This window comes from Streptomyces sp. NPDC038135 (assembly GCF_055601245.1).
On the sequence record NZ_JBVJXS010000010.1, the window covers coordinates 302,351 to 325,719 of the forward strand.

Annotated in this window: 19 protein-coding genes and 1 pseudogene; 9 read left to right on the forward strand and 11 right to left on the reverse strand. The window is 71.4% G+C overall.

The window, feature by feature from the left end:
* Window positions 1-85: 85 nt before the first annotated feature.
* From ACZ7JA_RS28725 to ACZ7JA_RS28735, 3 genes are all read left to right on the forward strand, one after another.
* Window positions 86-961: a LysR substrate-binding domain-containing protein gene (locus ACZ7JA_RS28725; RefSeq protein ID WP_450744695.1), complete on the forward strand. Its 876-nt coding sequence runs from the start codon at window positions 86-88 to the stop codon at window positions 959-961.
* Between the two features lie 337 nt (window positions 962-1,298).
* Window positions 1,299-2,780 (forward strand): gluconate:H+ symporter, encoded by a 1,482-nt coding sequence (locus ACZ7JA_RS28730; RefSeq protein ID WP_470811244.1) that lies wholly within the window; start codon window positions 1,299-1,301, stop codon window positions 2,778-2,780.
* A gap of 61 nt (window positions 2,781-2,841) precedes the next feature.
* Window positions 2,842-4,176, forward strand: coding sequence for an enolase C-terminal domain-like protein (locus ACZ7JA_RS28735; RefSeq protein ID WP_470811247.1), 1,335 nt, complete (start codon window positions 2,842-2,844; stop codon window positions 4,174-4,176).
* A 126-nt stretch (window positions 4,177-4,302) separates the two neighbouring features.
* Here the strand turns inward: ACZ7JA_RS28735 and ACZ7JA_RS28740 are convergent, their stop codons facing one another.
* Together ACZ7JA_RS28740 and ACZ7JA_RS28745 are read right to left on the reverse strand one after the other, a co-directional pair.
* Window positions 4,303-5,253: a lactate/malate family dehydrogenase gene (locus tag ACZ7JA_RS28740; protein ID WP_470811249.1), complete on the reverse strand. Its 951-nt coding sequence runs from the start codon at window positions 5,251-5,253 to the stop codon at window positions 4,303-4,305.
* 79 nt (window positions 5,254-5,332) lie between these two features.
* Entirely contained in the window at window positions 5,333-6,601 is a 1,269-nt protein-coding gene (locus tag ACZ7JA_RS28745) for an amidohydrolase (RefSeq protein ID WP_470811251.1), read from the reverse strand.
* A 510-nt stretch (window positions 6,602-7,111) separates the two neighbouring features.
* On the opposite strand from ACZ7JA_RS28745, the gene ACZ7JA_RS28750 reads away from it, so the two are divergent.
* Complete coding sequence (locus ACZ7JA_RS28750; RefSeq protein ID WP_470811253.1) at window positions 7,112-7,909, forward strand: FGGY family carbohydrate kinase; 798 nt, start codon at window positions 7,112-7,114, stop codon at window positions 7,907-7,909.
* A gap of 854 nt (window positions 7,910-8,763) precedes the next feature.
* A complete protein-coding gene (locus ACZ7JA_RS28755; RefSeq protein WP_470811255.1) occupies window positions 8,764-9,525 on the forward strand; it encodes an isocitrate lyase/PEP mutase family protein in 762 nt (253 codons plus the stop codon).
* 483 nt (window positions 9,526-10,008) lie between these two features.
* Here the strand turns inward: ACZ7JA_RS28755 and ACZ7JA_RS28760 are convergent, their stop codons facing one another.
* The 5 genes and pseudogenes from ACZ7JA_RS28760 to ACZ7JA_RS28780 form a co-directional block, all read right to left on the reverse strand.
* Window positions 10,009-10,266 carry a hypothetical protein gene (locus tag ACZ7JA_RS28760; protein WP_470811257.1) on the reverse strand — a complete coding sequence of 86 codons (258 nt, stop codon included), beginning with the start codon at window positions 10,264-10,266 and terminating at the stop codon, window positions 10,009-10,011.
* A gap of 139 nt (window positions 10,267-10,405) precedes the next feature.
* Window positions 10,406-10,474, reverse strand: a pseudogene (locus tag ACZ7JA_RS28765) (hypothetical protein); the annotation flags it as partial.
* A gap of 212 nt (window positions 10,475-10,686) precedes the next feature.
* Complete coding sequence (gene gvpJ, locus ACZ7JA_RS28770; RefSeq protein ID WP_470811354.1) at window positions 10,687-11,103, reverse strand: gas vesicle protein GvpJ; 417 nt, start codon at window positions 11,101-11,103, stop codon at window positions 10,687-10,689.
* Window positions 11,104-12,243: 1,140 nt separating this feature from the next.
* Window positions 12,244-12,819 (reverse strand): hypothetical protein, encoded by a 576-nt coding sequence (locus ACZ7JA_RS28775; RefSeq protein WP_351666873.1) that lies wholly within the window; start codon window positions 12,817-12,819, stop codon window positions 12,244-12,246.
* Between the two features lie 157 nt (window positions 12,820-12,976).
* A complete protein-coding gene (locus ACZ7JA_RS28780; RefSeq protein ID WP_470811259.1) occupies window positions 12,977-15,361 on the reverse strand; it encodes an SCO7613 C-terminal domain-containing membrane protein in 2,385 nt (794 codons plus the stop codon).
* A gap of 485 nt (window positions 15,362-15,846) precedes the next feature.
* Here ACZ7JA_RS28780 and ACZ7JA_RS28785 point away from each other — a divergent pair, with 485 nt between their 5' ends.
* Entirely contained in the window at window positions 15,847-16,287 is a 441-nt protein-coding gene (locus tag ACZ7JA_RS28785; RefSeq protein ID WP_393439846.1) for an ATP-binding protein, read from the forward strand.
* A gap of 113 nt (window positions 16,288-16,400) precedes the next feature.
* Here ACZ7JA_RS28785 and ACZ7JA_RS28790 read toward each other — a convergent pair whose 3' ends face one another.
* Complete coding sequence (locus tag ACZ7JA_RS28790; RefSeq protein WP_470811262.1) at window positions 16,401-17,639, reverse strand: MFS transporter; 1,239 nt, start codon at window positions 17,637-17,639, stop codon at window positions 16,401-16,403.
* Window positions 17,640-17,776: 137 nt separating this feature from the next.
* On the opposite strand from ACZ7JA_RS28790, the gene ACZ7JA_RS28795 reads away from it, so the two are divergent.
* The gene (locus ACZ7JA_RS28795; RefSeq protein ID WP_470811264.1) at window positions 17,777-18,712 is read left to right on the forward strand and encodes a LysR family transcriptional regulator; all 936 of its coding nucleotides are present in this window, start codon (window positions 17,777-17,779) and stop codon (window positions 18,710-18,712) included.
* A 103-nt stretch (window positions 18,713-18,815) separates the two neighbouring features.
* On the opposite strand, the gene ACZ7JA_RS28800 is transcribed toward ACZ7JA_RS28795, so the two are convergent.
* Both ACZ7JA_RS28800 and gap read right to left on the reverse strand, forming a co-directional pair.
* On the reverse strand, window positions 18,816-19,151 hold the full coding sequence (locus ACZ7JA_RS28800; RefSeq protein WP_351666861.1) for a hypothetical protein: 336 nt from the start codon (window positions 19,149-19,151) through the stop codon (window positions 18,816-18,818).
* A gap of 118 nt (window positions 19,152-19,269) precedes the next feature.
* The gene (gene gap, locus ACZ7JA_RS28805; protein WP_450753171.1) at window positions 19,270-20,274 is read right to left on the reverse strand and encodes a type I glyceraldehyde-3-phosphate dehydrogenase; all 1,005 of its coding nucleotides are present in this window, start codon (window positions 20,272-20,274) and stop codon (window positions 19,270-19,272) included.
* A 139-nt stretch (window positions 20,275-20,413) separates the two neighbouring features.
* Between gap and ACZ7JA_RS28810 the strand changes: the two genes are divergently transcribed.
* Together ACZ7JA_RS28810 and ACZ7JA_RS28815 are read left to right on the forward strand one after the other, a co-directional pair.
* Window positions 20,414-20,875: a MarR family winged helix-turn-helix transcriptional regulator gene (locus tag ACZ7JA_RS28810; protein WP_470811267.1), complete on the forward strand. Its 462-nt coding sequence runs from the start codon at window positions 20,414-20,416 to the stop codon at window positions 20,873-20,875.
* 171 nt (window positions 20,876-21,046) lie between these two features.
* Entirely contained in the window at window positions 21,047-21,649 is a 603-nt protein-coding gene (locus ACZ7JA_RS28815) for a hypothetical protein (RefSeq protein WP_351666855.1), read from the forward strand.
* Between the two features lie 156 nt (window positions 21,650-21,805).
* On the opposite strand, the gene ACZ7JA_RS28820 is transcribed toward ACZ7JA_RS28815, so the two are convergent.
* The gene (locus ACZ7JA_RS28820) at window positions 21,806-23,362 is read right to left on the reverse strand and encodes an oxidoreductase (protein ID WP_470811269.1); all 1,557 of its coding nucleotides are present in this window, start codon (window positions 23,360-23,362) and stop codon (window positions 21,806-21,808) included.
* Between the last annotated feature and the right edge of the window lie 7 nt (window positions 23,363-23,369).

Below are 23,369 nucleotides of genomic sequence, written 5' to 3' on the forward strand. Positions count from 1 at the left end.
CAGCCCGTCGACGGCTGACGCTACGCTCCGCGAATGATTCACGTCCAACACGGATTTTGGATGTGGCGATACCCGGAGAGCATCAGTGTTCACTTTTACACAGTTGACCAGCTTCATAGCCGTCGCCGAGGAACTGCACTTCACCCGCGCCGCGGAACGGCTCAACATGACGCAGCCGCCGCTCAGCCGGCAGATCCAGCTGCTGGAGAACGAGGTGGGCGTCCAACTGCTGGACCGCACGAACCGTTCCGTGCGGCTGACCCCGGCCGGCCGGGCCTTCCTGGTCGAGGCGCGCCGGATCCTGCGCCAGACCGAGCAGGCCACCCTCGCCGTGCGCCGGGTCTCCACCGGGGAGGCGGGCACGATCGCCGTAGGGTTCACGGCCGCCAGCGCGTACTCGGCCCTCGGCCGTCTGCTGGAAACCGCGCGGGCCGCCCTGCCGGGCGTGGAGATCCTGCTGCAGGAACTGGTCACCAGGGACCAGTTGAAAGCGCTCGCGGAGGGCTCGCTCGACCTCGGGCTGATCCGGCCGGCCGCCGTGGGAGCCGATCTCACCGCCCACATGGTGGTCCGCGAAGGGCTGCTGGCCGCGCTCCCCGCCCAGCACCCGCTGGCCGCGCAGACGGGACCCATGCCGGTGGCGGACCTCGCGGGCGAGGACTTCCTGATGTACTCGCCCGTCGAGGCCCGCTACTTCCACGAGCTGCTGGTCAGCATCTTCCGGACGGCGCGGGTCCGGCCGGTCTTCACGCAGTACCTCACCCAGGTGCACAGCATCCTCGCCCTGGTCGACGGGGGCTGGGGCATCGCCCTCGTACCCGAGTCGGCGGCCCGGATGCGCTTCGGCGGAATCGCCTTCCGGCCGGTGACCCTGCCCGACCCGAACCCCGTCGAGCTGAACGTCGTGTGGCGCAAGGGCAATGACAACCCGGCTCTCGAGGCCCTGCTGCGGCACATGTGACACCCGGCCGCCCGGCCCGGCGGACGGCGGTCATGCGGGCAAGGTATCGCACCCAACAAAACTTGACATGGACGTGAATCAGAACCGTCTCTACGGTCGGTGCAGCCGCCGGTCGCGTGGCTCGGAGCGCACGGCGCCGCTGCCGCGCGACCAGGGTCCGGGAGAGATGGATCATGCCCGCTCGGGTCCGGCGGGAGGAGCCGGCGGCCACCGGCACCGAGCCCCGTCGGCGCGACCCGCGTCGGGGAGCGCACGGCCGGTGGCGGGCCCCGAAGCGCAGGCGGCGCGCGGTCGCTGAAGCACGGCCGTCGGACCCCTCACAAGGAGCTGCCCGACCGTGCGGTGCCCGCGTCTCGACCGCCGCGGCGCGCCCCCACCCGCCGCGGCGCCGTCCCGCCGTACGCCTCGCCGCACCACCCGACCACGCCGAACCGCCGTTTCAAGCCCGCCCGCCCGAACCACAGTTCAAAGGGGAACTGACATGCCACTTGTCGTAGTCGGTATCAGCGTTCTGGTTCTGCTCCTGCTCATGACCAGACTCAGGCTGAACGGCTTCGCGGCCCTCCTGCTGGTGGCGGTCGGGGTCGCCGTGGTCCAGGGCATCCCGGTCAAGGACATCCCGGACGTCCTCTCGGAGGGCATCGGCGGCCAGGTCGGCGACACGATGCTGACCATCGGGCTCGGCGCCATGGTCGGCCGCGTCATGGGCGACTCCGGCGCGGCCCAGCGCATAGCCGGCAAACTCCTCGACGCCTTCGGCCCGCGCTGGGTCCAGGTCGCCATGGTCGTCACCTCGATGCTCATCGGCGTGACGATGTTCTACGAGGTCGCGTTCATCATCATCGTGCCCATAGCCTTCACCCTGGTCAGGGTCACCGGCGCGAACCTGCTGTGGGTCGGCCTGCCGATGTCGATCGCCCTGTCCACGATGCACAGCTTCCTGCCGCCGCACCCCGGACCCACCGCCGTCGCCGCGACCTTCCACGCCTCCGCCGGACTCACCCTGTTCTACGGACTGTTCATCGCGGTCCCGGTCGGCGCGTTCATCGCCCTGCTCTGGCCGCGCCTGCCGTTCGTCAGGGCCATGTCCCCCTCCATCCCCAAGGGGCTCGTCAGCGACGGCGAGTTCACCGACGAGGAGATGCCCGGCCTCGGCTGGTCGCTGTTCGTGGCCCTCTTCCCCGTCGTCCTCATCGCCGGCGCCGCGGTGATCGACATGGCCGTCCCCGGGGACAACCCGTTCCTGCACACCGTCGCCTTCATCGGCTCGGCGCCCATCGCGCTCCTGCTCACCCTGGTCCTGGCCGTCTGGGCGTTCGGGCCGAGGATCGGCCGGAGCCTGTCGGACGTCAGCTCCTCGTGCTCCTCGGCCGCCCAGGCGATGGCGATGATCCTGCTGGTGATCGGCGCCGGCGGCGCCTTCAAGAACGTCCTCGTCGAGGGCGGCATCTCCGACTACATCAAGGACTTCACCAGCGGTTGGTCCGTCTCACCGATCGTCCTCGCCTGGCTCGTCGCGGTCATCCTCCGCGTGGCGCTCGGCTCGGCGACGGTCGCCGTCGTCACCGCCTCCGGTGTGGTGCTGCCCTTGATGGCCGGCAGCGGCGCGAGCCCCGAGATGATGGTGCTCGCCGTCTCCTGCGGTTCCATCGCCTTCTCGCACGTCAACGACCCCGGGTTCTGGCTGTTCAAGGAGTACTTCGACCTCTCCGTCGTCCAGGCGCTCAAGGTTCGCACCACGTACACGACGGTACTGTCGGTCCTCGGCCTGGGCGGCGTCCTCGCAGGCGAGTGGGCCGTCGGCGCCCTCGGCCTGTGACCCCTCGCCCGATTCCCAACCCCTTTCCCGCTCACCCTCGTCCAAGGAGTCTGAAGGCAGCATGAGCACGAGCCGGCCGACCGTCACCGGGTACTCCGTCTATCCCGTCGCGGGCCGCGACAGCATGGAACTCAACCTCTCCGGCGCCCACGGCCCCTACTTCACGCGCAACATCGTCGTTCTCACCGACTCCGAGGGACGTACGGGCCTCGGCGAGGTGCCGGGCGGGGAGAGGATCACCCAGACCCTGCGGGACGCGGAGTCCCTCGTGGTCGGGGCGAAGGTCGGCGACTACAAGCGGGTGCTGCGCGAGATCGGGGACCGCTTCGCCGACCGCGACTCCGGTGGACGCGGTGCGCAGACCTTCGACCTGCGCACCACCGTCCACGCCGTCACCGCCGTCGAGTCGGGCCTGCTGGACCTCCTCGGCCAGCACCTCGACGTGCCCGTCGCAGCGCTCCTCGGCGACGGCCGGCAGCGCGACAGCGTCCGCGTACTGGGCTACCTCTTCTACGTCGGCGACCCGGGCCGCACCGACCTGGAGTACCACCGCGCACCCGACGCGGACGTCGACTGGTACCGCATCCGCCACGAAGAGGCGCTGACCCCCGAGGCCATCGTCCGCCAGGCCGAAGCCACCTACGACCGCTACGGCTTCCGCGACTTCAAACTGAAGGGCGGAGTCCTGGACGGCGCCGACGAGGTCGAGGCGGTCCGCGCCCTGAAGGCCCGCTTCCCCGAGGCCCGCATCACCCTCGACCCCAACGGCGCCTGGTCGCTGCGGGAAGCCGTCGAACTGTGCAAGCCGCTCGTGGGCACGCTCGCCTACGCCGAGGACCCCTGCGGAGCCGAAGGCGGCTACTCCGGACGCGAGGTGCTCGCCGAGTTCCGCCGCGCCACCGGCCTGCCCACCGCGACCAACATGATCGCCACCGACTGGCGGCAGCTGACCCACGCCCTCGCCCTGCAGTCGGTCTCCATCCCCCTGGCCGACCCGCACTTCTGGACCATGCAGGGCTCCGTGCGCGTGGCGCAACTGTGCAACGCGATGGGGCTCACCTGGGGCTGCCACTCCAACAACCACTTCGACATCTCGCTGGCGATGGTCACGCACTGCGGAGCCGCGGCGCCCGGGGAGTACAACGCCCTGGACACGCACTGGATCTGGCAGGAGGGCCTGGAGCGGCTCACCGTCGCCCCGCCCCGCATCGTCGACGGCGAGATCGCCGTACCCAAGGCCCCGGGCCTCGGCGTACAACTCGACATGGACCGCCTCCTGGCCGCTCACGAGCTCTACCGCACGAAGGCGCTGGGCGCCCGGGACGACGCCGCCGGGATGCGGCAACTGGTTCCCGGCTGGGAGTTCGACCCCAAGCGGCCCTGCCTGGTGCGGTGAACACCGCGCCGCCCCGGCCCCCGGCTCGGCGGCGGGTGCCGCCGCCCGGCCGGGAGCCCCGGGGTGCGGAGTCTTCCGAGCACACCGCCCGACGAACACCAACCCGCCCTTCGAGCCTTGCCCGTGTCAGGCCTTCCCCATGGCGATGGCTCGCTGGGCGGCCTCGCGCAGCACGCCGACACTGTCGTCAAGCGCCCGGGACTCCTCCGGAGTTATCGCGGGTTCGTGCATCTGCTGCACGCCTCCCGCGCCGAGAACGGCGGACAGGGAGAGGGTGACCTCACGGGTGGCCGAGTAGGCCGCGACGGGCAGCACCGCGTGTTCGTCCCGCAGGACCGCGTCGACGAGCCGGGCGGAGACGGCGCCGATCCCGTACTGGCTCGCGCCGGTGCCCTCGATGATCGTGATGTTGGCGTACCGGATGCCGTCCTCGACGTCCGCGCGTATCCGGTCCACCGGCCGGCCGTCCCGGGCCAGCAGGTCGGTGACGGGGATGCCGCCGACGCTCGCGGAGGACCACAGCAGCACCTCGGAGGTGCCGTGCTCGCCCACCACCAGAGCCTGCACGTCACGCGCCCGGACCCGGAGGCGGTCCGCGAGCTGTACGCGGAAGCGCAGGCTGTCGATGAGCGTGCCGGTCGAGAACACCCGGTCGTGGCCCGCTAGATGGCGGGTGAGGTCGGCCAGCGGATCGGGCGGGTCGGTCACGACCATGAGCACGGCCTGCGGCGCGACCTCCATCACCCGCGGCACGATGTCGGCGAAGACCCTGGCGTTGGTCTCCAGCAGCCGCAGGCGCCCCTCGGGGTCGGACCGGTCGGTGGCGCCGCCGGCCTTCTCGTTCACCCCTGCGGTGATCACGACGACAACGGCGCCGTCGAGGTCCCGGTAGTCGCCCGACCGCAGATCGACCGTCGGCGACAGCGGGGCCGCGTAGCGCAGATCGGCGGCCACCCCGTCGGCGCGGGCCCTGTCGCGGTCGATCAGCACGATCTCCCTGCACATGCCCCCGCGTTCGACGAGTGACAGGGCCGTGGCCGATCCCACCGCCCCCACCCCGATGACCCCGACCTTCATCGTCGTACCTCCTCCGGTGTGGGACCCGTCGGCTCATGCGCCCGCGCCGCCGCACGGCCCGCCGGGTCGTACGGCGTGGTCACGCGGCTGGTGAGGACGCATCCGGGAGCGGGCCGAGCCATGCGAGGGCCGCGGCGGTCAGCGCCGTGACACCGTTGGTGAGGGTGGGCTGCATGACGGGTGCGAAGAACGGTGAGTGGTTCTGCGGGATGTCGCGGTTCCTGGTGCCCGCGGCGTCGGCCTCCGCATACACGTCCGGGTCGACGCCGCCGATCAGCCAGTAGCACACCGGGACGTCCGCGCTGGTGCCGAAGACGCCGACGTCCTCGCTGCCGGAGGAGGCGCCGGGGTCGGTCAGCCTGTCCTGGCCGATCACGTCACCGATAGCGGCCATGGTGCGGGTGCAGGCGCCCTCGTCGTTGACCATGAGGGGGAAGGTGTGCATGGTGCTGATCCCAGGTTCCTCCTCCGCTCCGGCGGCGGCCGCCTCGCCGCGCACGATCCGTTCGACGGCGGCCAGGACCGCCTTCCGCACCTGCGGGGTGTAGGGGCGGATGTTCAGCTGCAGCTCCGCCAGGTCCGGAATGACGTTGTCCTTGGTGCCCGCCTGGAGGGCGCCCACCGTGACGACGGCCCGGTCCTCGGACGCGATCTCACGGGACACCACGGTCTGCAGCCGCATCACGGTGGACGCCGCCATCACCACCGGGTCGATGGCCGCCTCCGGCATCGACGCGTGGGCGCCACGCCCGGCCATGCGCACCTTCAACGCGTCGGTGGCGGCGAAGGCGAGACCGGGATGACAGGCCACCGTGCCCGCCGGTATCGCCATCACGTGCTGGCCCAGAACCACCTCGGGGGGCCCGAAGCGGGCGTAGAGGTCGTCGTCGACCATGGCCTGAGCCCCTTGGCCGAGTTCCTCAGCGGGCTGGAACACGGCCAGGACCGTCCCCGCCCACTCGTCGCGTGCCCGGGCGAGCAGGGCCATGGTGCCCAGCAGACAGGTGGCGTGCACGTCGTGCCCGCAGGCGTGCATGACGCCCTGGTTCGTCGAGGCGTAGGGCAGTCCGGTCCGCTCGGTCACGGGCAGCGCGTCGAAGTCGGCGCGCAGCAGCACGGTCGGGCCGGCCCCGTTCACCAGCCTGGCCACCACACCGGTACGCCCCACACCCTCGGTGACCTCGTAACCCAGTTCGCGGCCACGACGCGCGACCTCCGCGCCCGTGCGGTGCTCGGCGAAGGAAAGCTCGGGGTGGGCGTGCAGATCCTGGTACAGCGCTTCGAGATCCCGGGTCAGAGTGGCGTCCAGACCCGCCAGGACCCGCTCGGCCGTCCCACTAGCGGCCATCGTGCGACACCGTCCTTCCGGCCCTGCTGAATGAGGCCCACGACCAGGACGCGGAGTTCCGCCGCGACGGAGGACCGTGCGGGCGGTGCCGGCCGCGCCGGTACTTCTCGGCCGCCCATCTACAGCGTGCTCCGGGCGGCCCTCGGCGGCATCTCGAAAGACCCGGGGGCTGGGCCGGGCCGCAGTGATCAGCCCACGACGATGCGACGAACGCGTTCGAGCGGCGTTCCCCGCCACCCTCCCGCGGCTTCTGCCCGAGCCCTCCGGCAGGTTCCGGTCCGCGCCCTGGCCGCCGTAGGGCCGGCGTACGAACCGCTCGGCTTCCGCCACGATTCCTTGCGCGGACCCGGGACCCGCATCCCGGCGCCGTGCGCGATCGACGCCGGCCGCCGCGTCGTCGCCCGGCACAGCCCCGCCGCACCGAGCCACCCCGGGCGGAGCGGACGTCGGCCGCGCCCTGGACGGCGCCGTCGGCACACCGCCCGCGGCCGCCACCGAAAGGACTGCGCGATGACCGCGATCCTCGCGATCGACCAAGGCACCTCGGGCACCAAGGTGATCGTCCTCGACGCGGAGGACGGCACCGTCGTCGTCGCCGAGGAAGCCGTCCGCCCCACCTACCCCGATGGAGGAGGCGTCGAGCAGAACCTGCACGAACTGCTCGACTCCGTCCTCACCGCCGGGCGCCGGGAGGTCGGCTTGGCCAGCCGCCCCATCGACGCGGTGGCGCTGGCCAACCAGGGAGAGACCGTCCTGGCCTGGAGTCCGGCCACGGAAACGCCCCTGACCCCGGCGATCGTCCTCCAGGACCGCCCCGCGAAGAGCATCTGCGGGGTGCTCGCCGAGCACGGTGAAGCCCTGGCCCAGCGCACCGGCCTGGTCCTCGACCCGTACTTCTCCGCCCCGAAGAGGGCCTGGCTGCGCCGCAACCTCACGCGCGAGGGAGTCGTGACCACCAACGACACCTGGTTCATGCACCACCTCGCGGGCGAGTTCGTCACCGACGCCTCCACCACCAGCCGCTCCCTCAACCTCGACCTCGACTCTTATGCCTCATCTTTGACCAGCCTTCAACGACATGAAGCCAGGAGACGCTGTCCGATGCGGGCCCGTAGGGGTCGGAAAGTCGTATACACGACCTGGCCTCACCTGGTCTGCCCTATGGGGTCGCCGGGTTGTCGACGGCGTGGATCCGCCTCATGCCATTCGCTGGTTACGTGGTGCTTCACCTCGCTTCGTCGTCCGACGACGATTGCCGCGACCTTCAGGGCCAACACAGCGCGAGCGAGCTTGACGCGGGGCAAGTGAGTCCGTGGTGAGCATTTTCATCCCTGAAGCCGTGCTCTCGTTGTGGCTGCTGACCACCGAAAATGCGCCGCTGGGCGATCTGGTTCACCACACTGTCGACATGGGAAGCCGCGGCCATGCCCCGCGGTACGGGGCGGCCCGTCGCCGAGGGCGGTAGCGGAGTCAACTCGCCGCCGCAACGGGGTAATACGCGCCTTATCGAGGGTCTGCAGCCGATCCGCTCAGGGAGGCTACTGGATGCGGGACCGTTCGGTCTCCCGCAGGGAGACCCGAAGACGCCGTGACCGCCCCACGCCCGTGCAGACCAGCTGCGGCACGATGGTGGCCGCGGCGAATCCGTCCACCGTCCACGAACACCAGCCTCGCGTTTCTCGGACCAGGGCGGAGGTGGTCGCTGAGGCGGCCACACGCAGAAGCTGCGGTATGGCGCTGCCCCCACGTGGCTGAGGGCTTTCGACGACTTTCGCCATATGGCAGTCAGCGGCTGCGTGTCCCGGGACTGCAGGGACACGTTCGAGTACGGCAGCCCTTGGCATGCGGTCTTCTTACACAGCGGTGACGCCTGCGCCTAAGGGGGCACGGCACCGGCTTCGACACCGGGAACCTCTGGGCTGGTCGGGCCGTCCGGCCGAGAGAAATGGGAGCGGGGGACCTCCCCGCCGTTTCGACGACCAGCAGGGGAGAGCCGGCGCCCGAGGCAGCGAACACGGCGCCCCGTTCTCCTCGGGTACACCTGCGTGGCGGACACCGTTATCGGCCATGGGTGGGCAGGCCTAAGGGGGCCGATCTGTCACCGTTTTCCTGGCCCACCCAGCGCCGGGTGGGCGGAGTCTCGCTCATTTAAGGAGCACATCATGGATTTCCGCACCACTGTTGAGCGCGCTCAGCGCCTCGGGCGCCTGCACGCTGAGTACAAGCCTCTCGTGCTGCCGACCGTGTGGGACGTCTGGTCCGCGCGGACGGCGGCCAGGGCCGGATTCCCCGCGCTGACGATCGGCAGCCATCCGCTCGCCGACTCTCGCGGGGCGGCCGACCAGGAAGGGCAGACCTTCGAGGAGGTACTCGTCGCTGTCCGGCCGATCATCGCGGCGGTCGATATTCCCGTGTCCGTCGACCTCGAGTCCGGGTACGGACAGACGCCTGCGGAACTGATCGCCGGCCTCACCGAAGCCGGCGGCGCCGGCCTCAACATCGAGGACACCGTCCACTCGGAGGGCGGACGTGTGCGCAGCACGCAGGAGCACGCGGAGTATGTTGCCGGTCTGCGTGCGGCGGCAGACGACAAAGGGATCCCGGTGTGGGTCAACGGACGCACCGACCTCTTCAAACACGCCGCCGACGCCTCCGCTGTCCTCGACGAGGCGATCGAGCGACTGCGGGCCCTGGAGCAGGCAGGCGCCGACAGTGTGTATCCAGTGGGTATCCAGGACAACGACGAATTGCTCGCGGCGGTGACCGGCGCCGTCGCCGTTCCTGTGAACTCCACCGCCCATCCGGGAACGCACGACCTCGACCGCTTCCGCCGCCTCGGCGTCGGACGCATCACCAACGGCCCACTGCTGCAACTCGCCTTGGCGGACGTGATGAAGGACATGCTCGGGCCATGGCGCCCGTGAATCAGGCGGATCCCTCGCCTAAGTTGCTTCGGGACGAGGAGGTCGTGGACCAGGCACCGGTTTGAAGCACGGGCCGGATCTGCTTCCGGTAGGCCTCCTCGGTCACGGCGGTGCTCGAGTGCCCGACGTGCCGCGAGATTCCCTCCCGCGGCACGTCCCGGGCGGACCTGTGGACCCAGCAGATCTACCTGCACCCCGACGATGCCGAACGGGTGGCCCAGTCACTGCTACGAGCTGCCGAACACGGTCCGCCACATCGCGGAAGCTCGAAGGGGGACTGACCCAAGCACCAGCCATGGCGGCTGAGTTGCAACTGCCTCTACTGGTCAAGCACCCGTCCACGCACGAGGCCTGGTATGTGGAGGGCTCGCCGTGGTTCCCCGTTCTTTCCCGCCAGGCGCTGCTGGCAGCAGTACGCCGGCTGGGAAGCCTCCACATCTGCGACTGCCCCTCCACGCGTTGCCCTTGACGGCGCTCCGGTGGTCACGCGTCCTGGCGCGGCCCGCCGTAGCCGAGAGCTCCCCGTAGGTCAGGGTCCCGCCCTGCTCCAGCCCGGTGAGCAGTCCGGGGAGCTGCGTGGGTGATCTCCTGCTGCAACGCCGGGCCCCAGCGCTCGGGCTGGTCGTAGAAGCCGGTCACCTTGAGCGTCGTACCGTCCGCGCGACAGAGCGTGTAGACGTAGGTGGTGCCGACATATATGCCGTTTGCGTACCGCTCGGTGATCTCCTGAAGCACCGTCATCGTGTCGGAGTCGAACCGACACCGGCCAGTCGATGTCGATACGCCAGAGGTTTCGCGGTGCCACAGCAGTGGGTTCATCGGCGCCGGCGCGCAGGATGCCGTAGTACAGGACGGGGAACTCGGGGACACTGGGCAGCATCAGGCCCACCCGGTCGCCGGGGCGGACGCCACGGGCGGCGAGGAAGGCGGCGGTGCGGCCGGCGAAGGCGTGCGGATCGGCGTAGGTGAGCCGCTGGGCTCCGAGTTCGAACGCGGTGCGGTCGCTGTGGTGCCAGGTATCGCGGCCGCGGGCTCAGGGCGATCAGGGTCTCGGTGGCCGCGCGTCCGTAATCCTCGACGCTGATCACCACTCGACCCGGCCTGACTCAACGAGCCAGACCCCTTGGAGGGTCAACTTCAAGCGTCGCTACCGGTCCCTTTTCAGCGGTCGCCGACACTCTCGGGGGAAGTGCGCCCGCCAGTGCGTTCTGCGCTCTGGTCGCGGGCCTGCTGGTAGGCGTCGAAGAGAGTTTCGGCTGCGTCGGCGAGGACGCCTTTGGACTTCTCGCCCTCGGCGTCGGGCTGGCCCGCAGGGTCTTCGGCGGTTTGGGGGATGCCGACTGGTCTACGCGGCCCGGATTCCAGGTCCATGCGGTTGCATGCCTCTGCGAAGCGTAGGTAGGTGTCGATGCTGGCGATGACTATCCGGACGTCGATGGTGATGAGCTCGATGCCGATGACGGAGACGCGTATGAACGCGTCTATGACCAGCCCGCGGTCGAGAATGAGTTCCAGGACGTCGTACAGGCCGCTGGAACCGCCTCCACCGCCCTGCTGCCGTGCCGTGGTCATCGTGATCAGTCCCTCGTCATCTGTTTCGGCCGGTCCCGTCCTGGTCGCCGGTTCGCGGTAACGATGAACGCTGCGGCGCAGGCTGCAAATGCCCCCTACCTCCATGACAAAACGCCTGGACAAGGTTGGCGAGGCGAGCGCCTGCGAGCAGGCCGCTGCCATGGCCTGGAGGCAGTCTGGTGGGCGGCCTCGCTTCGCCTTGCCGGGGCGTCTGGTGTTCCGTGGCTGCGCATGTTCATGCGGCCCGGCGCCGGCTGCGGGGGTGCGGTGCACGGTCATCGTCGGGTGCGCCGGGGACTGGCGACAGGGCTCAGGTCGCCCGCGTATGAACCCGTTCGTTGCAGGTCACATGGCCTGTGCAGGGATGCGGAGCTGAACGCCGCAGGGCGTTCGGGATCGTTCTGCCCGATTCCACGAGTGTGCGGTACGGGTGCGTTCTAGCGTGCGGGGATGCGAACAGAGGGGGTCGGGCTCGTTACGGAGAGTGGCTCCGAGCTGGTGGGGGACGGTGGCGATGCGGCCGTCATGGCGTACTGGGAGGCACTGCACCTAGGCTCTGGCGATGTCCCGGTGGGACGGCGCACTGAGAGATGCGAAAGGCGTTCAGCCGGTCCGCGAGAAGGACCAGGCGGAGAAGGAGGCACAGGCACTTCGCTCGGCCGCGCGGGGTGAGGCCGTGGCCGAAACGGATGACGACCAGGACGTCACAGACCGTCTCGATCTCGGCCAGAAGGTGCGAGCACGGATGCCGCGGGACGGCCTCAGCCGGCTCCCCCGGGCGGCAGCAGGATCGTGGTCTCCAAGGAGACCGGCGAGGCCGTCACCGTGCCCAACTACCCGACGCATACGGCCATCGACCTGTACCGCCGGCAGCGGAGCTGACCCCTGCGGCGAGGGCTCAGTACAGCGAGAACCCGCCGCTGTGCGGCCCCTGGTTCTTCTTGGCCATCCTGCTTCTCCGGCGACTCCCGCTGCCCATGCAGGGACGCGGGGCACGGGCGATGCTGGGACAGACCCACTCGGCAGGGGACCCGCACGCATAAAACGTCGTCTCAGTTGGAGGTACGCCAAGAGCGGATGACGCCGACGATGCCCCGCTAGCACGGCTGTTCATGGAAAACGACGGTGAGCGCTGGTCATATCGAGTCAGGTGCGTAGTCGGGCGAGTTCGTCTGCTCGACGGTGGTCCTTTGGGCGACCGAGGGCCCGACGCATGCGGATCAGGTCTTCGAGTGCGGCGTAGCGGATGACGAATCCTGCGGGGTCGCGGGTGGTTTCCGCCGAGGTCAGGCAGGGGGTGACATCCATCGCACCCCAGCGCAGCTCGGGAGTGCACAGGTCTCCGCTGGCGCCGGTGACTCGGTAGCCCGCTTGTGAGCGGTCGAGATCGGGCAGTTCGGAGCAGCCGCACAGGGTCAGGGCGTCGCGCAGGGCTTGCGCCTCGTCACGGGTGCCGTCCCAGAGCAGGTCGAGGTCTCCGGTCAATTCGGTGGAGCCGTGCATGATGCCGGCGACCTGGCCGACAACTATCGCGCGCGAGCCGGCGTCGTGGATTGCTTGGAGGAAGGGGAAAGGGTCGAAGCCGAGTGCCCCGTCGGTGGCGAAGGTGCCCAGTAGATCGTCGGCTTCCTCCGGGCGGCGCCCGACGGGGGTACGTTCTCGCGTCGCATCTTCGGTCCGGGCGATGGCCTGCCGAAGGCGCAGGGCTGCTGTCTGGCTCATGGGCCTATCCAACACGGCCGAACTCTGGCGGCGATCAGAAGTGCTTTCAGCACGCTGGCGCGAAGAACTGCTGCCGGCCCTTTCGGCACGGTGGGGCAGGGCCGCGCACCAGCTGCCGGACGGCAGACCTCCCGCCCGGCCCCCGCCGGCGACACCCCTAGTTCATCCGGCTCAGCACGTCCCGCGCCCGCCGCACGTCCCGCAGCCGCTGTTCGTACGTCGCGCCGACGGCGAGCAGCAGCAGACCGGCGAGCGCCGGGGGCGCCCAGCGGGGGAGCAGGCCGGTGATCTGCACCAGATACGGGGCGAGTTCGTGCAGCGCGTCCAGCACGAGCACCCCGCCGCCGAGCAGCAGCGGCGCCCGCAGCCGGTGGCGGGCGCCTGCCAGGGTCACCAGCAGAGCCGCCGCGCCGAGCAGCCACGGGCGGGTGGCGTAGGCGTCGGTCCAGGCGGCCGCGAGACTCGGGACGAGCGTGGTGGCCAACCCCGGGCCGTACGCCACCCACGACGACGCCTGCGGGTCCCGGCGCCGCCGCAGGACGCCCAGCACGAGCGCCACGACGGACACGGGCGCCGTGTACGCCTCCGGCGCCGTCACGCCCCAGGCCGCCAGACGCACCCAGGCAGCCAGCGCGAACAGCGCGGTGGCCGCGTGGGCGGCGGGGCGGCGGTCCGCGCGCAGGGCAGTCCCGGCCAGGATCGCCGCGCACAGGCCCAGCGTCAGGGAGAGGACCGCCGGATCGCCGAGCGCCAGCCCGATCGCGAGGAGACCGGCGGCCGCACCCGTCACCTCGGCGACCACGGTCGTGCGCGCGTCGGCGGCGCGTGCGGCGAACAGCGCCGCGACCGCCGGTACCAGCAGGACGAGCAGGGCGGTGTGCTGCGGTGCCCAGCCCGCCGCGGCGCCCACAGCGCAGGCCCAGGCGGCGCCGTACCCGAGCGCGGCCGGGACGGTGACCGCGGCGAGACGCCGCTTGCGGGACACGCCCGCGAAGAGCGCCGTCAGAGCGGTGAGCACGGCCACGGTCGCGAACCTCGTCGGCAGTGAGAGAAGCGCCAGCGAGAAGGACGTCAGCAGGGCGAGGACCAGCGCCGGGAGCGTGCCGGTGCGCTCCGTCAGCCGGGGTCGTGTCGCCATCGCGAGCAGGACCGCCGTCGTCAGCGACTCCATCACGAGCACCGCCGGATAGGGCAGGTCCGTCACCACCGGGACGACCACGACCGCGGCCCATCCGAGGACCAGCGCGCCCGTGAGCGCCTTGGGCCGCCAGGCCTCGCTACGGATCGCGAGTGCCAGGACGGTGGCGACGGTGGCCAGGACCAGCGGCGCGGGCAGCGCCCACGGCAGCCACGGCGCGGACACCGACACGGCCTGCCGGGCCCCACTCGGCGCCCCCGACCACACCTGTGCCGCCCAGCCGGCCGGCCCCAGCAGCGTCAGCGCGAGCAGCGGCAGCGCCCACAGCACCGCGAGGGCCTGCACGACTGCGGAGGCGACGGCGAGCCCGCGCCGCACCCGCTCCGGCAGCCGATCGGCCCGTACCGCCGCCAGCAGCGCCACCCCGAGCAGGAGATGGGCGGGAACCGCCCAGACGGCCGGCAGCACCGGGCGGACGACGCCGCCGAGCGCGATGACGGCGAGCAGACCGGCCGCGATGGACAGCCCGACGGCGTGCCCGGCGGCACGGTCCCGCCATGCCGCGGCCAGCGCGACACCGGCAGCGAACACCAGCAGCGCGGCCGCCCGGGCGCCGGCACCAGGACCACCCGCCGTCCACGAGAGCCAGACCGCACCCAGCGCTCCCCACGCCCCCACGCCGTACGCGCCGGCCGTGGCGGTGATCCGTATCAGGCCGGCCGGAGCGCGAAGTGCCGCCGCCGTGTCGAGCGCGGCGATCAGGAGCAGCGCACCGGTGATCGCCAGCGTCCCCGCGTCGGCCGCCACCGCCCCCAGCGGCAGCGGCAGTTGGGCCGCGGTCAGCGCGGCCGGAAGCGGCAGCCGCAGCGTCCTCACGCGCGGCAGCAGTCCGTAGCCCGACCACACGGCCGCCAGCACCGCCGACGCCCAGGCCGCGTACGCCGTGGCGTCCACGCCGGTGAGGGCGACCGCGTGCAGCGCGTAGGCGTCGAGCACGGTGAGCGCCAGCGCGAGGCCGGCCACCGCCTCGGCCGTCGAGCGCAGGCCGCGCTTCAGCAGCGGCAGCGGGGCGGCCAGGGCGGCCACGGTGACCGCGCCCAGCACCAGGGAGCGTCCGGCGATGCCGAGATGCCCCCAGCCCACCAGCGTGAACGCGACCGCGGCGATGGTCAGCAGCAGGCCGCCCAGGAGCAGCAGCACATTCTGCACGCGCGGCGCGGTGGCCTCGGGGCGCTGCGGTGCCGCCGCGGCGGCGGGCGGCACCGCACCGGGCTGCGGCGGTGACGAAAGAAGGCCGAGCAGCCAGGCGCGGCGCGCCAGCAACTGGACGCGGCGGGCGTCCAGTTGCCACAGCTCGGCGTCGATGAGCCGCAGTTCCTCGGCCGGTGGCGGAACAGGTGTCATGGTTCGAAAGTGTGGGCCGCGCCGCCCCGCAGGGCATGAGCGCGCCTACTCAGAAGGTACTCAGGTGCCGGTCGGCCCCGTGGGACGAGCGGGCCGGGTGAGGATTCCGACGGTAAGCGGGGCCCCTGACGTCGGCGCGCTCGGCCATCTCGCTACGCCCGCCCCGCAATCTCGCTACGCCCGGGCGGCGGCCCGTCTGGCCCCGGCGATGGACCAGGCGGCCGTGGACCACAGGGTCAGCGCACAGCCGACTCCGACGAGGGTGAAGACGGCGCCCGGTGAGGCGCCCGCGGCTCGTGCCACAAGGCCGGAGCGGTCCGCCCTGCCGGTCAGCCAGGACTCACCGGCACACGTCGTTGCCCTCGGCCGAATCGACGCGTGAAATCCTTTGTGTACGGCGGCCGATCACGGGTATCCGGGTGTGGACTTGTGAGGTGGTTGAGGCGAACCGGATGAATCGGACCTTGTCGGGCGAGGACAGCACCATGTCCCGCGACGACGGTCACCTACGTGCCGCGGCGGCCCTGGACGGACGGGGCGGCTGCATCGCCGAGGCCCGCCATCTCGCCGTCGGCTTCCTGTCCCGGATGCGGAGCGAGCACCGGATCCCGGTCTCCCAGCGTGCTCTGGAGCTGACCCAGTTGGTGGTGAGCGAGCTGGTCACCAACGCCCGCAAGTACGCCGAGGGCCCGATCCTGCTCGATCTGAGCATCGTCGGTGACCTGGTGGAGGTGCAGGTGTGGGACTCCAGCCCGGACATGCCGGTGGCCCGGGACGCCGACGTCAGCCGGGTCGGACAGCACGGCCTGGAGATCGTGACGGCCGTCTGCCGGAGCGTCGAAGCCGTACGGGAGCCGGTCGGCAAACGCGTCACCGCCCGTCTGCCCCTCGCCGACGACGCCTCCGGCGCCGACTCCACGCGCTGACGACACGCGCGGCCGGGCCGGTCGCAGGACATGCGCCGGTGATCGGCCGCGTCCTGCGTTCGTCGTCCAGATGCCGTGACCCGCGGGCCGCCGCCGCGGCGTGAGGCGGTGCGTCATACGCGGCTGCGGGACGGCTCCGGCTCGTTTCGCGAGGCGTGCTCGCGCCGGGGCAGCAGGAGCGGCGTGGCCAGGATGAGCAGCCCCGCGGCCGTCAGAGCGGTGCGCGGGCTGGTGAGGTCGGCGAGCAGCCCGCCGAGCGCGGTGAGCACGGCGATGGCCGCCTGCTGGCCGATCGCCCAGGCCGACAGGGTGCGGGCGACCAGGTGCTGGGGCGTGAGTTCGAGCCGGTGGGTGGCGAGCACCGGGGTGTACAGACTCATGTTGATGATGATCGCCAGCTCGACGGCGATCACGGTGACGAGGCCGACGACGCCGGGGCGGACGAAGGCCAGGCCGATCAGCCAGACGGCGCGCAGAGTGCCGGCGGTCCTCAGGACCCGGTGCCGGCCGTAGCGGGCCACGACCCGCTGGGCCAGCCGTGAGCCGATGAGTCCGCCGAGGCAGGGGGCGGCGAAGGCGAGGCCGTACTGCCAGGGTGCGAAGTGGAGTTGGCGGAGCAGCAGCACGGCGAGCACCGGTTCGGTCGCCATGATCAGCCCGGCGACGAGCATGTTGTTGAGGTAGAGCGCCCGCAGGCCGGGCTCGCCCATGATGTGCCGCCAGCCGCCGAGGATCGCGCCCGCCCGCACCGTCTTCTGCCGTGGTGCCTCCTCCCGGCCGCGGATCGCGGTGATGCCCAGCGCGGAGAGCAGATAGCTGAGCGCGTCGGCCACCACGGTGGTGACCGGCCCGAAGAGGCCGATCGCCGCCCCGCCCAGTGGTGGGCCGATCGCGATGGAGCTCCAGTTGGTCGACTCGAACCGCGCGTTGGCTACGAGCAGGTCGTCCCCCGGCCGGACCAGGGCCTTGAGGTAGGCGCCACTCGCCGCGTTGAAAGCGATCTTGGCCGCGGCGACCACGACCGACACCACGAGCAGCTGGACGAACCCGAGCCGGCCGACGGCATAGGCGACCGGGAGCGTCGCCATGGCCGCGAACCGGGTCAGGTCCATCGCGATCATGACGGGGCGCTTGCGCCGGAACTCCACCCACGGCGCCAGCGGCACCGCGATCAGCGCGCCCACCGCAGGCCCCACCGCGGACAGCGCCGACACCTCGGCGGGGCCGGCGTGCAACACCAGTACGGCGATCAGCGGCAGGGCCCCGAACCCCAGCCCGGACCCGTACGCGCTCACCGCGTACGCCGCCCACAGCCAACCGAACTCCCGGCCCAGCCGTCTCCTGCCCGCCATGCTCGTCCACTCCCTCCGCCGTCCCCGCCGAACAAACCGGCGTTGACCCACGAGAGCAAACCGGGCGGCACAACAGCAGGTCAAACAACCACCCAGCCGACTTCGCACAACCACCGGTTGTCTCCTAAGGTGGCGGCGTGGATCTCGAAGCAGTGCGCACCTTCGCCGCCATCGCGCGAACCGGCCAGTTCCAGAAGGCGGCCGTCGACCTGGCGGTCACCCAGCAGGCCGTCTCCAAGCGCGTCGCCGCGCTGGAGCGCGAGCTCGGCGTGCGCCTGTTCACCCGCACGCCGCGCGGCGCCGAACTCACCATCGACGGGCAGGCGTTCCTCCCGCACGCACGCGAGCTGCTGCGCGTCGCGGAGCGCGCGGTCGCGTCCGTGCGCACCGGGCACCGCCCACTGCGCGTCGACGTGATCAACTCACGCGGCGCGGCCTCGGGCCTGATGCGCGGCTTCCACCGGGCGCGCCCCGAGGTCGACCTCGACGTGGTGATGCTGTTCGACGTCGAGACGGCCGTCGCCGCCATCCGCTCCGGCATGGTCGACGCGTCCTTCCGCGCCGTCGCCGCGCCCGGCCGGCCCCTTCCCGAGGACATCGAGTCCGTCCGCGTGCTCGACGAGCCGCTCCAGCTCCTCACCGGCCCCGCCCACGCGCTGGCGGACGCCACGTCGGTGACCGTCGCCGAGCTGGTCGGGCACCGCATCTGGATGCCCGGCATCGTCCCCGGCACCGAGTGGGCCGCCTACTACGACGACCTGGTGGCGGAATACGGGCTCACCATCGAGGCCACCGGCCCCAACTTCGGCTCCGACGCGCTCCTGGACACCATCGCCGACACCCCGGCCCTGGCCACCTTCATGAGCGAGCACACCCGCCTCGTCTGGCCCGCCGGACACGGCCTGCGCCGCATCCCGGTGACCGACCCGACGCTCGTCTACCCGCACTCGCTCCTCTGGCACCGCGACAACCCCCACCCGGCCCTGCCCACCCTCCGCGCCCACCTCGCCGCCGTGACGACCGGCCACGACGCCCCCGGGACGTGGACACCGGACTGGGTGCTACCGCGCTGAACGCACCGCCGAAGGACTGCCTGGGACGCCCGATCAGCGGAAGCAACCCGTCATCGGGGTCGCACCCGCCGACCGAAGCCCACACCACCCCAGGGGCACCGGATCACTCCGGACGAGCCACGGCCTCCTTCTGAAGCTGCACCGCCGCGAGCAGGCTCAGCTCCGGAGCCGCCTGGCGCAGCGCCCTCACCGCCGAGACCGAGGCGATGTCGCCGGTGAAGCCGACGGCGGCCAGCCGGGAGCGGACCCAACGCGCACGCAGCTCGCCCTCGCTGGCGGCGGCAGTGGCCTCGACAAGCGCGGCGGCCCGTTCCAGACCGGGGCGCTCCTCCGGCGAGGCCTCGGCCAGCGCCCTGCGCAGAGCCGCCCCGACCACGTCCGCGTCCCGAATCGTCAGCACGACGCTGTTCTTCCTGCTCAGTCCCATGATTCCTGTCATGAGAACAAGCCTGACGGTCAAGCCCACCGCGGACCAAGCGACTTGAGGAGCCTCAGAGGAGGACGCATCCGACGAGCACCACCACGAGGGCGATGCCACTGAGCCCCGCGGCGGCGTACTACAGGGACGACCCGACGAGCAGCGCCAGGTCGATGAGGCGGTTCGAGTAGCCCCACTCGTTGTCGTACCAGCCGACGACCTTGACCTGGGGGCCGGACACCCGGGTGAGCCCGGCGTCGAAGACGCAGGAGGCCGCGTCGCCCACGATGTCGGTGCTGACCAACGGCGCGTCCACGTAGGAGAGCAGGCCCTTGTACGGTCCCGAGGCAGCCGCCGCGTACGCCTCCTTCACCTCCTCCACAGTGGTGCCGCGTCGGGTGGTGACCGTGAGGTCGGTGACCGAACCGGTGGGGACCGGCACGCGCAGGGCGAAGGCGTCAAGCCGGCCGGCGAGTTCCGGCAGGACGAGGCCGATGGCCTTGGCGGCGCCACTGGAGGTGGGCACGATGTTCAGGCCCGCGGCCCGCGCCCGGCGCAGGTCCTTGTGCGGGGCGTCCTGGAGGTTCTGGTCCTGCGTGTAGGCGTGGACCGTGGTCATCATGCCGGAGTCGATGCCGACGGCGTCGTGCAGCACCTTGGCCAGCACGCCGAGGCAGTTGGTGGTGCAGGAGGCGTTGGAGATGATGGTGTGGCGTTCGGGGTCGTAGCCGCCGTCGTTGACGCCCAGCACCACGGTGAAGTCCTCGCCGCTGGCCGGAGCGGCGATGATGACCTTCTTCGCTCCGCCGTCGACGTGCGAGCGCGCCTTCGCGGCGTCGGTGAAGATGCCGGTGGACTCGATCACGATGTCCACTCCCAGATCGCCCCAGGGCAGGGCGCCGGGGTCGCGCTCGGCGAGGACCTTGACCGTCCGGTCGCCCACGCGGATCGCGCCCGGCTCGGCGGTGATCTCCTCGGGGAAGCGTCCCAGGATCGAGTCGTAGGCCAGCAGGTGGGCCATCGTGGGCACGTCGCCCAGGTCGTTGACGGCGACGATCTCCAGCTCCGAAGCCCGCGTGGCCGCGGCACGGAAGACGTTGCGGCCGATGCGCCCGAAGCCGTTGATGCCGATTCGCACAGTCATGGGTGTGTTCCTCACCTAGCGCTCTACAAATCCAGCGACGCGCCGTTGCGCCGAGCTGCACTGCGAACCGTGCGCCTGGACGAGACGGCCGGTGCGCAATCGATCAGGAGCTTATATAAGTCTGCGATATATTTCCAGGGTGACATTTCCTCAGCGTGCCGACCACGAGACCGACTTGGACGTCGGTGACCTCACCACGGCGATCGAGAACTTCAACCGCTACTACATCCGGCTGCCAGCCGTGCAGAAGCTGTCCTTCACGACGCTGTCCGTGCTGGACACCCTGGCCGTCGGCGGCCCGAAGCGGCTGACCGAACTGGCCAGAACGGAGCAGATCAGCCAGCCGGGCCTCACCCAGCTGGTCACCCGGCTCGAGCGCGACGGTCTCGTGGAACGCCGCCCCGACCCGACGGACGGCCGCGCCGTCCTCGTCGTCCTGACCGACAGCGGCCGAAGGATCGGCCAGTCCCGGCAGGAGGACCGCGGCCGCCACCTGGTCCCGCTGATCGCCCAGCTGACACCGGCGGAACGACAGGCGATCGCCGCGGCCCTGCCGGCCCTGACCCGCCTGGCCGAACTGGGCGCCGAGGCGGGGCGGTAGCGCCGTGTGCGGCGCCCCGCGCCGGCCGCCGAGGACGGTCAGTGAAGGGCCTTGCGCCGACCGCCGAGGACAGCGAACCTCTCGTCGGCCGCCGACGGCAGCGATCTGCCTCTCGCCGTCGCGCGGTATCTCGGTCGCCGGAGCGGACGGCGGCCTGGCAGGGTGTCCTTCATGCGCACTGAGCCCGCCCATCCCGCCCCGGTCCGCCACCGCGACCACGGCCAGTGGCTCGTCCAGTTCACCGGTCAGGTGCTCGTGGTCTGCCCGAGGTGCGGTGGCCGCGCCCTCGTCGTCCCCCGGCCCGGCGTCGCGCCGCCGAAGTACTTCAGCGCACTGCTCTTCCAGCCCCGCCGCCTCGCCTGCGCCCACTGCGGCGCGACCGCCGACTGGACGGCTGAGGAGCGGGGCGCCGGCTTGGTAGGCGCGGTACCCGGCGGCACCGAGGACCCCTTCTTCCGGCGGCCGCTCTGGCTGCAGACCCGCTGTGCGGGACGCGTCCTGTGGGCCTACGACGAGGAGCACGTGGACGCCCTCGACGCCTACGTGCGCGCCCGGCTCCGTGAGCGCCACGCCTCCCCGACGATGGGGATGTTCGCCCGCCTGCCGGCCTGGATGAAGTCGGCCGGGCACCGTGACGAGGTACTGGCCGGCCTGGCAGCCCTCCGGTCCCTCGCCGCGCTCTCGACGCCCGCGGACCGTTCCGACGCGGCCCACGACCGGGGCGACCGCCCGCGCCACCACCGCAGCATGCTGTTCCGGGGCGGCCCCTACTAGGTCGTGTCCGCAAAGTCGCGACGCAGACGCGACTTTGCGGACACGGCCTAGGGCCTGTCCGCTGCTCCTGGCCGAGTCCGCCCCTTACCCCCGCCCGGCATCGACCTCCGCGACGCCTCACCGCCCTGGGCGCACTGGCTCGATGAGCAGCGCCCGCTAGCTCTTCTGCACGGTGCGGGTGACACCCGCGATGACGGCGGTCGTCAGCACCCAGCCGAACGCGGTCAGCAGATAGGCCAGCCACTGGAGGCTGCCGTCGGGCCAGTACCAGGCCGAGCGCTGGCCCAAACCACCGATGGGGATCAGGAGGTCGAGCGTGTAGACGAAGGACTGGAACGGCGCGCCTTCGCCCTTCTGCACCGGCTTGGGGGTGCTGGCGCTGAAGGACAGCGTGCCGAGCAGGGTCAGTGCGAGGAGCCAGACGCCGGCCAGCCAGGGGCGGTATCCGTAACCGACGGTCAGGTCGAGCAGGTGCCCCCACCCGCGCGCGGCCGCGTGCAGAGTCCCACGACGATGGCGCTGTTTGGCCAGGAGCACACGGCGGGCGTCGTCGTCGTGGCCGGCCTTCCGGTACCAGCTCGCCAACTGCTCGTAGGGCTGCGGGCTGTACCCCGGGCTGCGGCGTATCCACGCCACGCGGCGGGCGACGGAGTCCCGCTGGCCCACCGCCTCCCGACGCTCGCCTGCTTCGTCCGTCTTGATGGAGCCGTAGACGAATCCGTCCAGCTCCACCACCTCCGGCCAACTGCGCTCACTGTCATAGAGGTAGGACACCTGCGCGCCCCGCAGGTCCACCGTGCCGGACGGCGCCTGGGCGAGGGTGAAGTCGAGGTCGACGGTCTGCACCAGCGGGGCCACCAGCGACGGGCCGTGGCCCTCGGCCGGTCCGTTGAGGACGGCTCCCGCGAAGGACAGGCTGTCGGAGATCCGGGCGCCCCGCAGCCGTACGGTCCCGTTCGCGGTGAACCCGCCGGAGAGGTCGATCGTCGAGGCCACGGCGTTGTCCAGGGCGAGAGCCACTCCGCGCTCGGAGGGGCCCTCCAGGCGGGCGCCTTTCATGAACAGTCCGCCCGGCAACTGAGCGCCCAGCAGCCGTACTTCACCTCGTGCCACGAACCCGCGGTTGCAGAAGACGCCGCCTTCCATGACCAGGCCGCCGGCGGCCACGGCCCATCCTCCGGGCGCGCTGATCTCGGCCCCGCTGAGGAGGATGCCGCCGCTCACCCGGGCGTCGGTCAGCGACAGCGCGGTGCCGATGTGGTTGAAAGGCGAGGAGTCGAGGCTCTCCACGACGGAGCGCCGCAGGTCGAGGACCCCCTCGATGTTGGCCGCGTCGGCTTCGATGCCCGGCACCCGGCTGTCCGAGATCACGACGGTCCGAGTCGACGCTCCTAGCAGGTCGACCGACTCTTCGAACCAGCAGCCGTCCAGCCACAAGGCGTGAGCGATCTGCGCGCCGGCCAGATTGAGACGTCCGGTTATCCGCGCCCCGGCGAGTCTCAGGCACGCCACGGCGCCCGGCTGCGTGGTGTTCGCACCCAGGAGCAGCGCCGCGATCACGGCAGCCCGCACCCTCCGCTCATGGCCCCACCGCCCGCCCGCGTCCACCCGGTCGTCCTCCTGCGAGCCCGTGCGCAGGTCCACGCGGCACCCCTCGGGGAACGCGTCCCACAACTCCCGCTCCGGGGCCGCCAACTCGTCGTATGAGAGCACTCGTGCA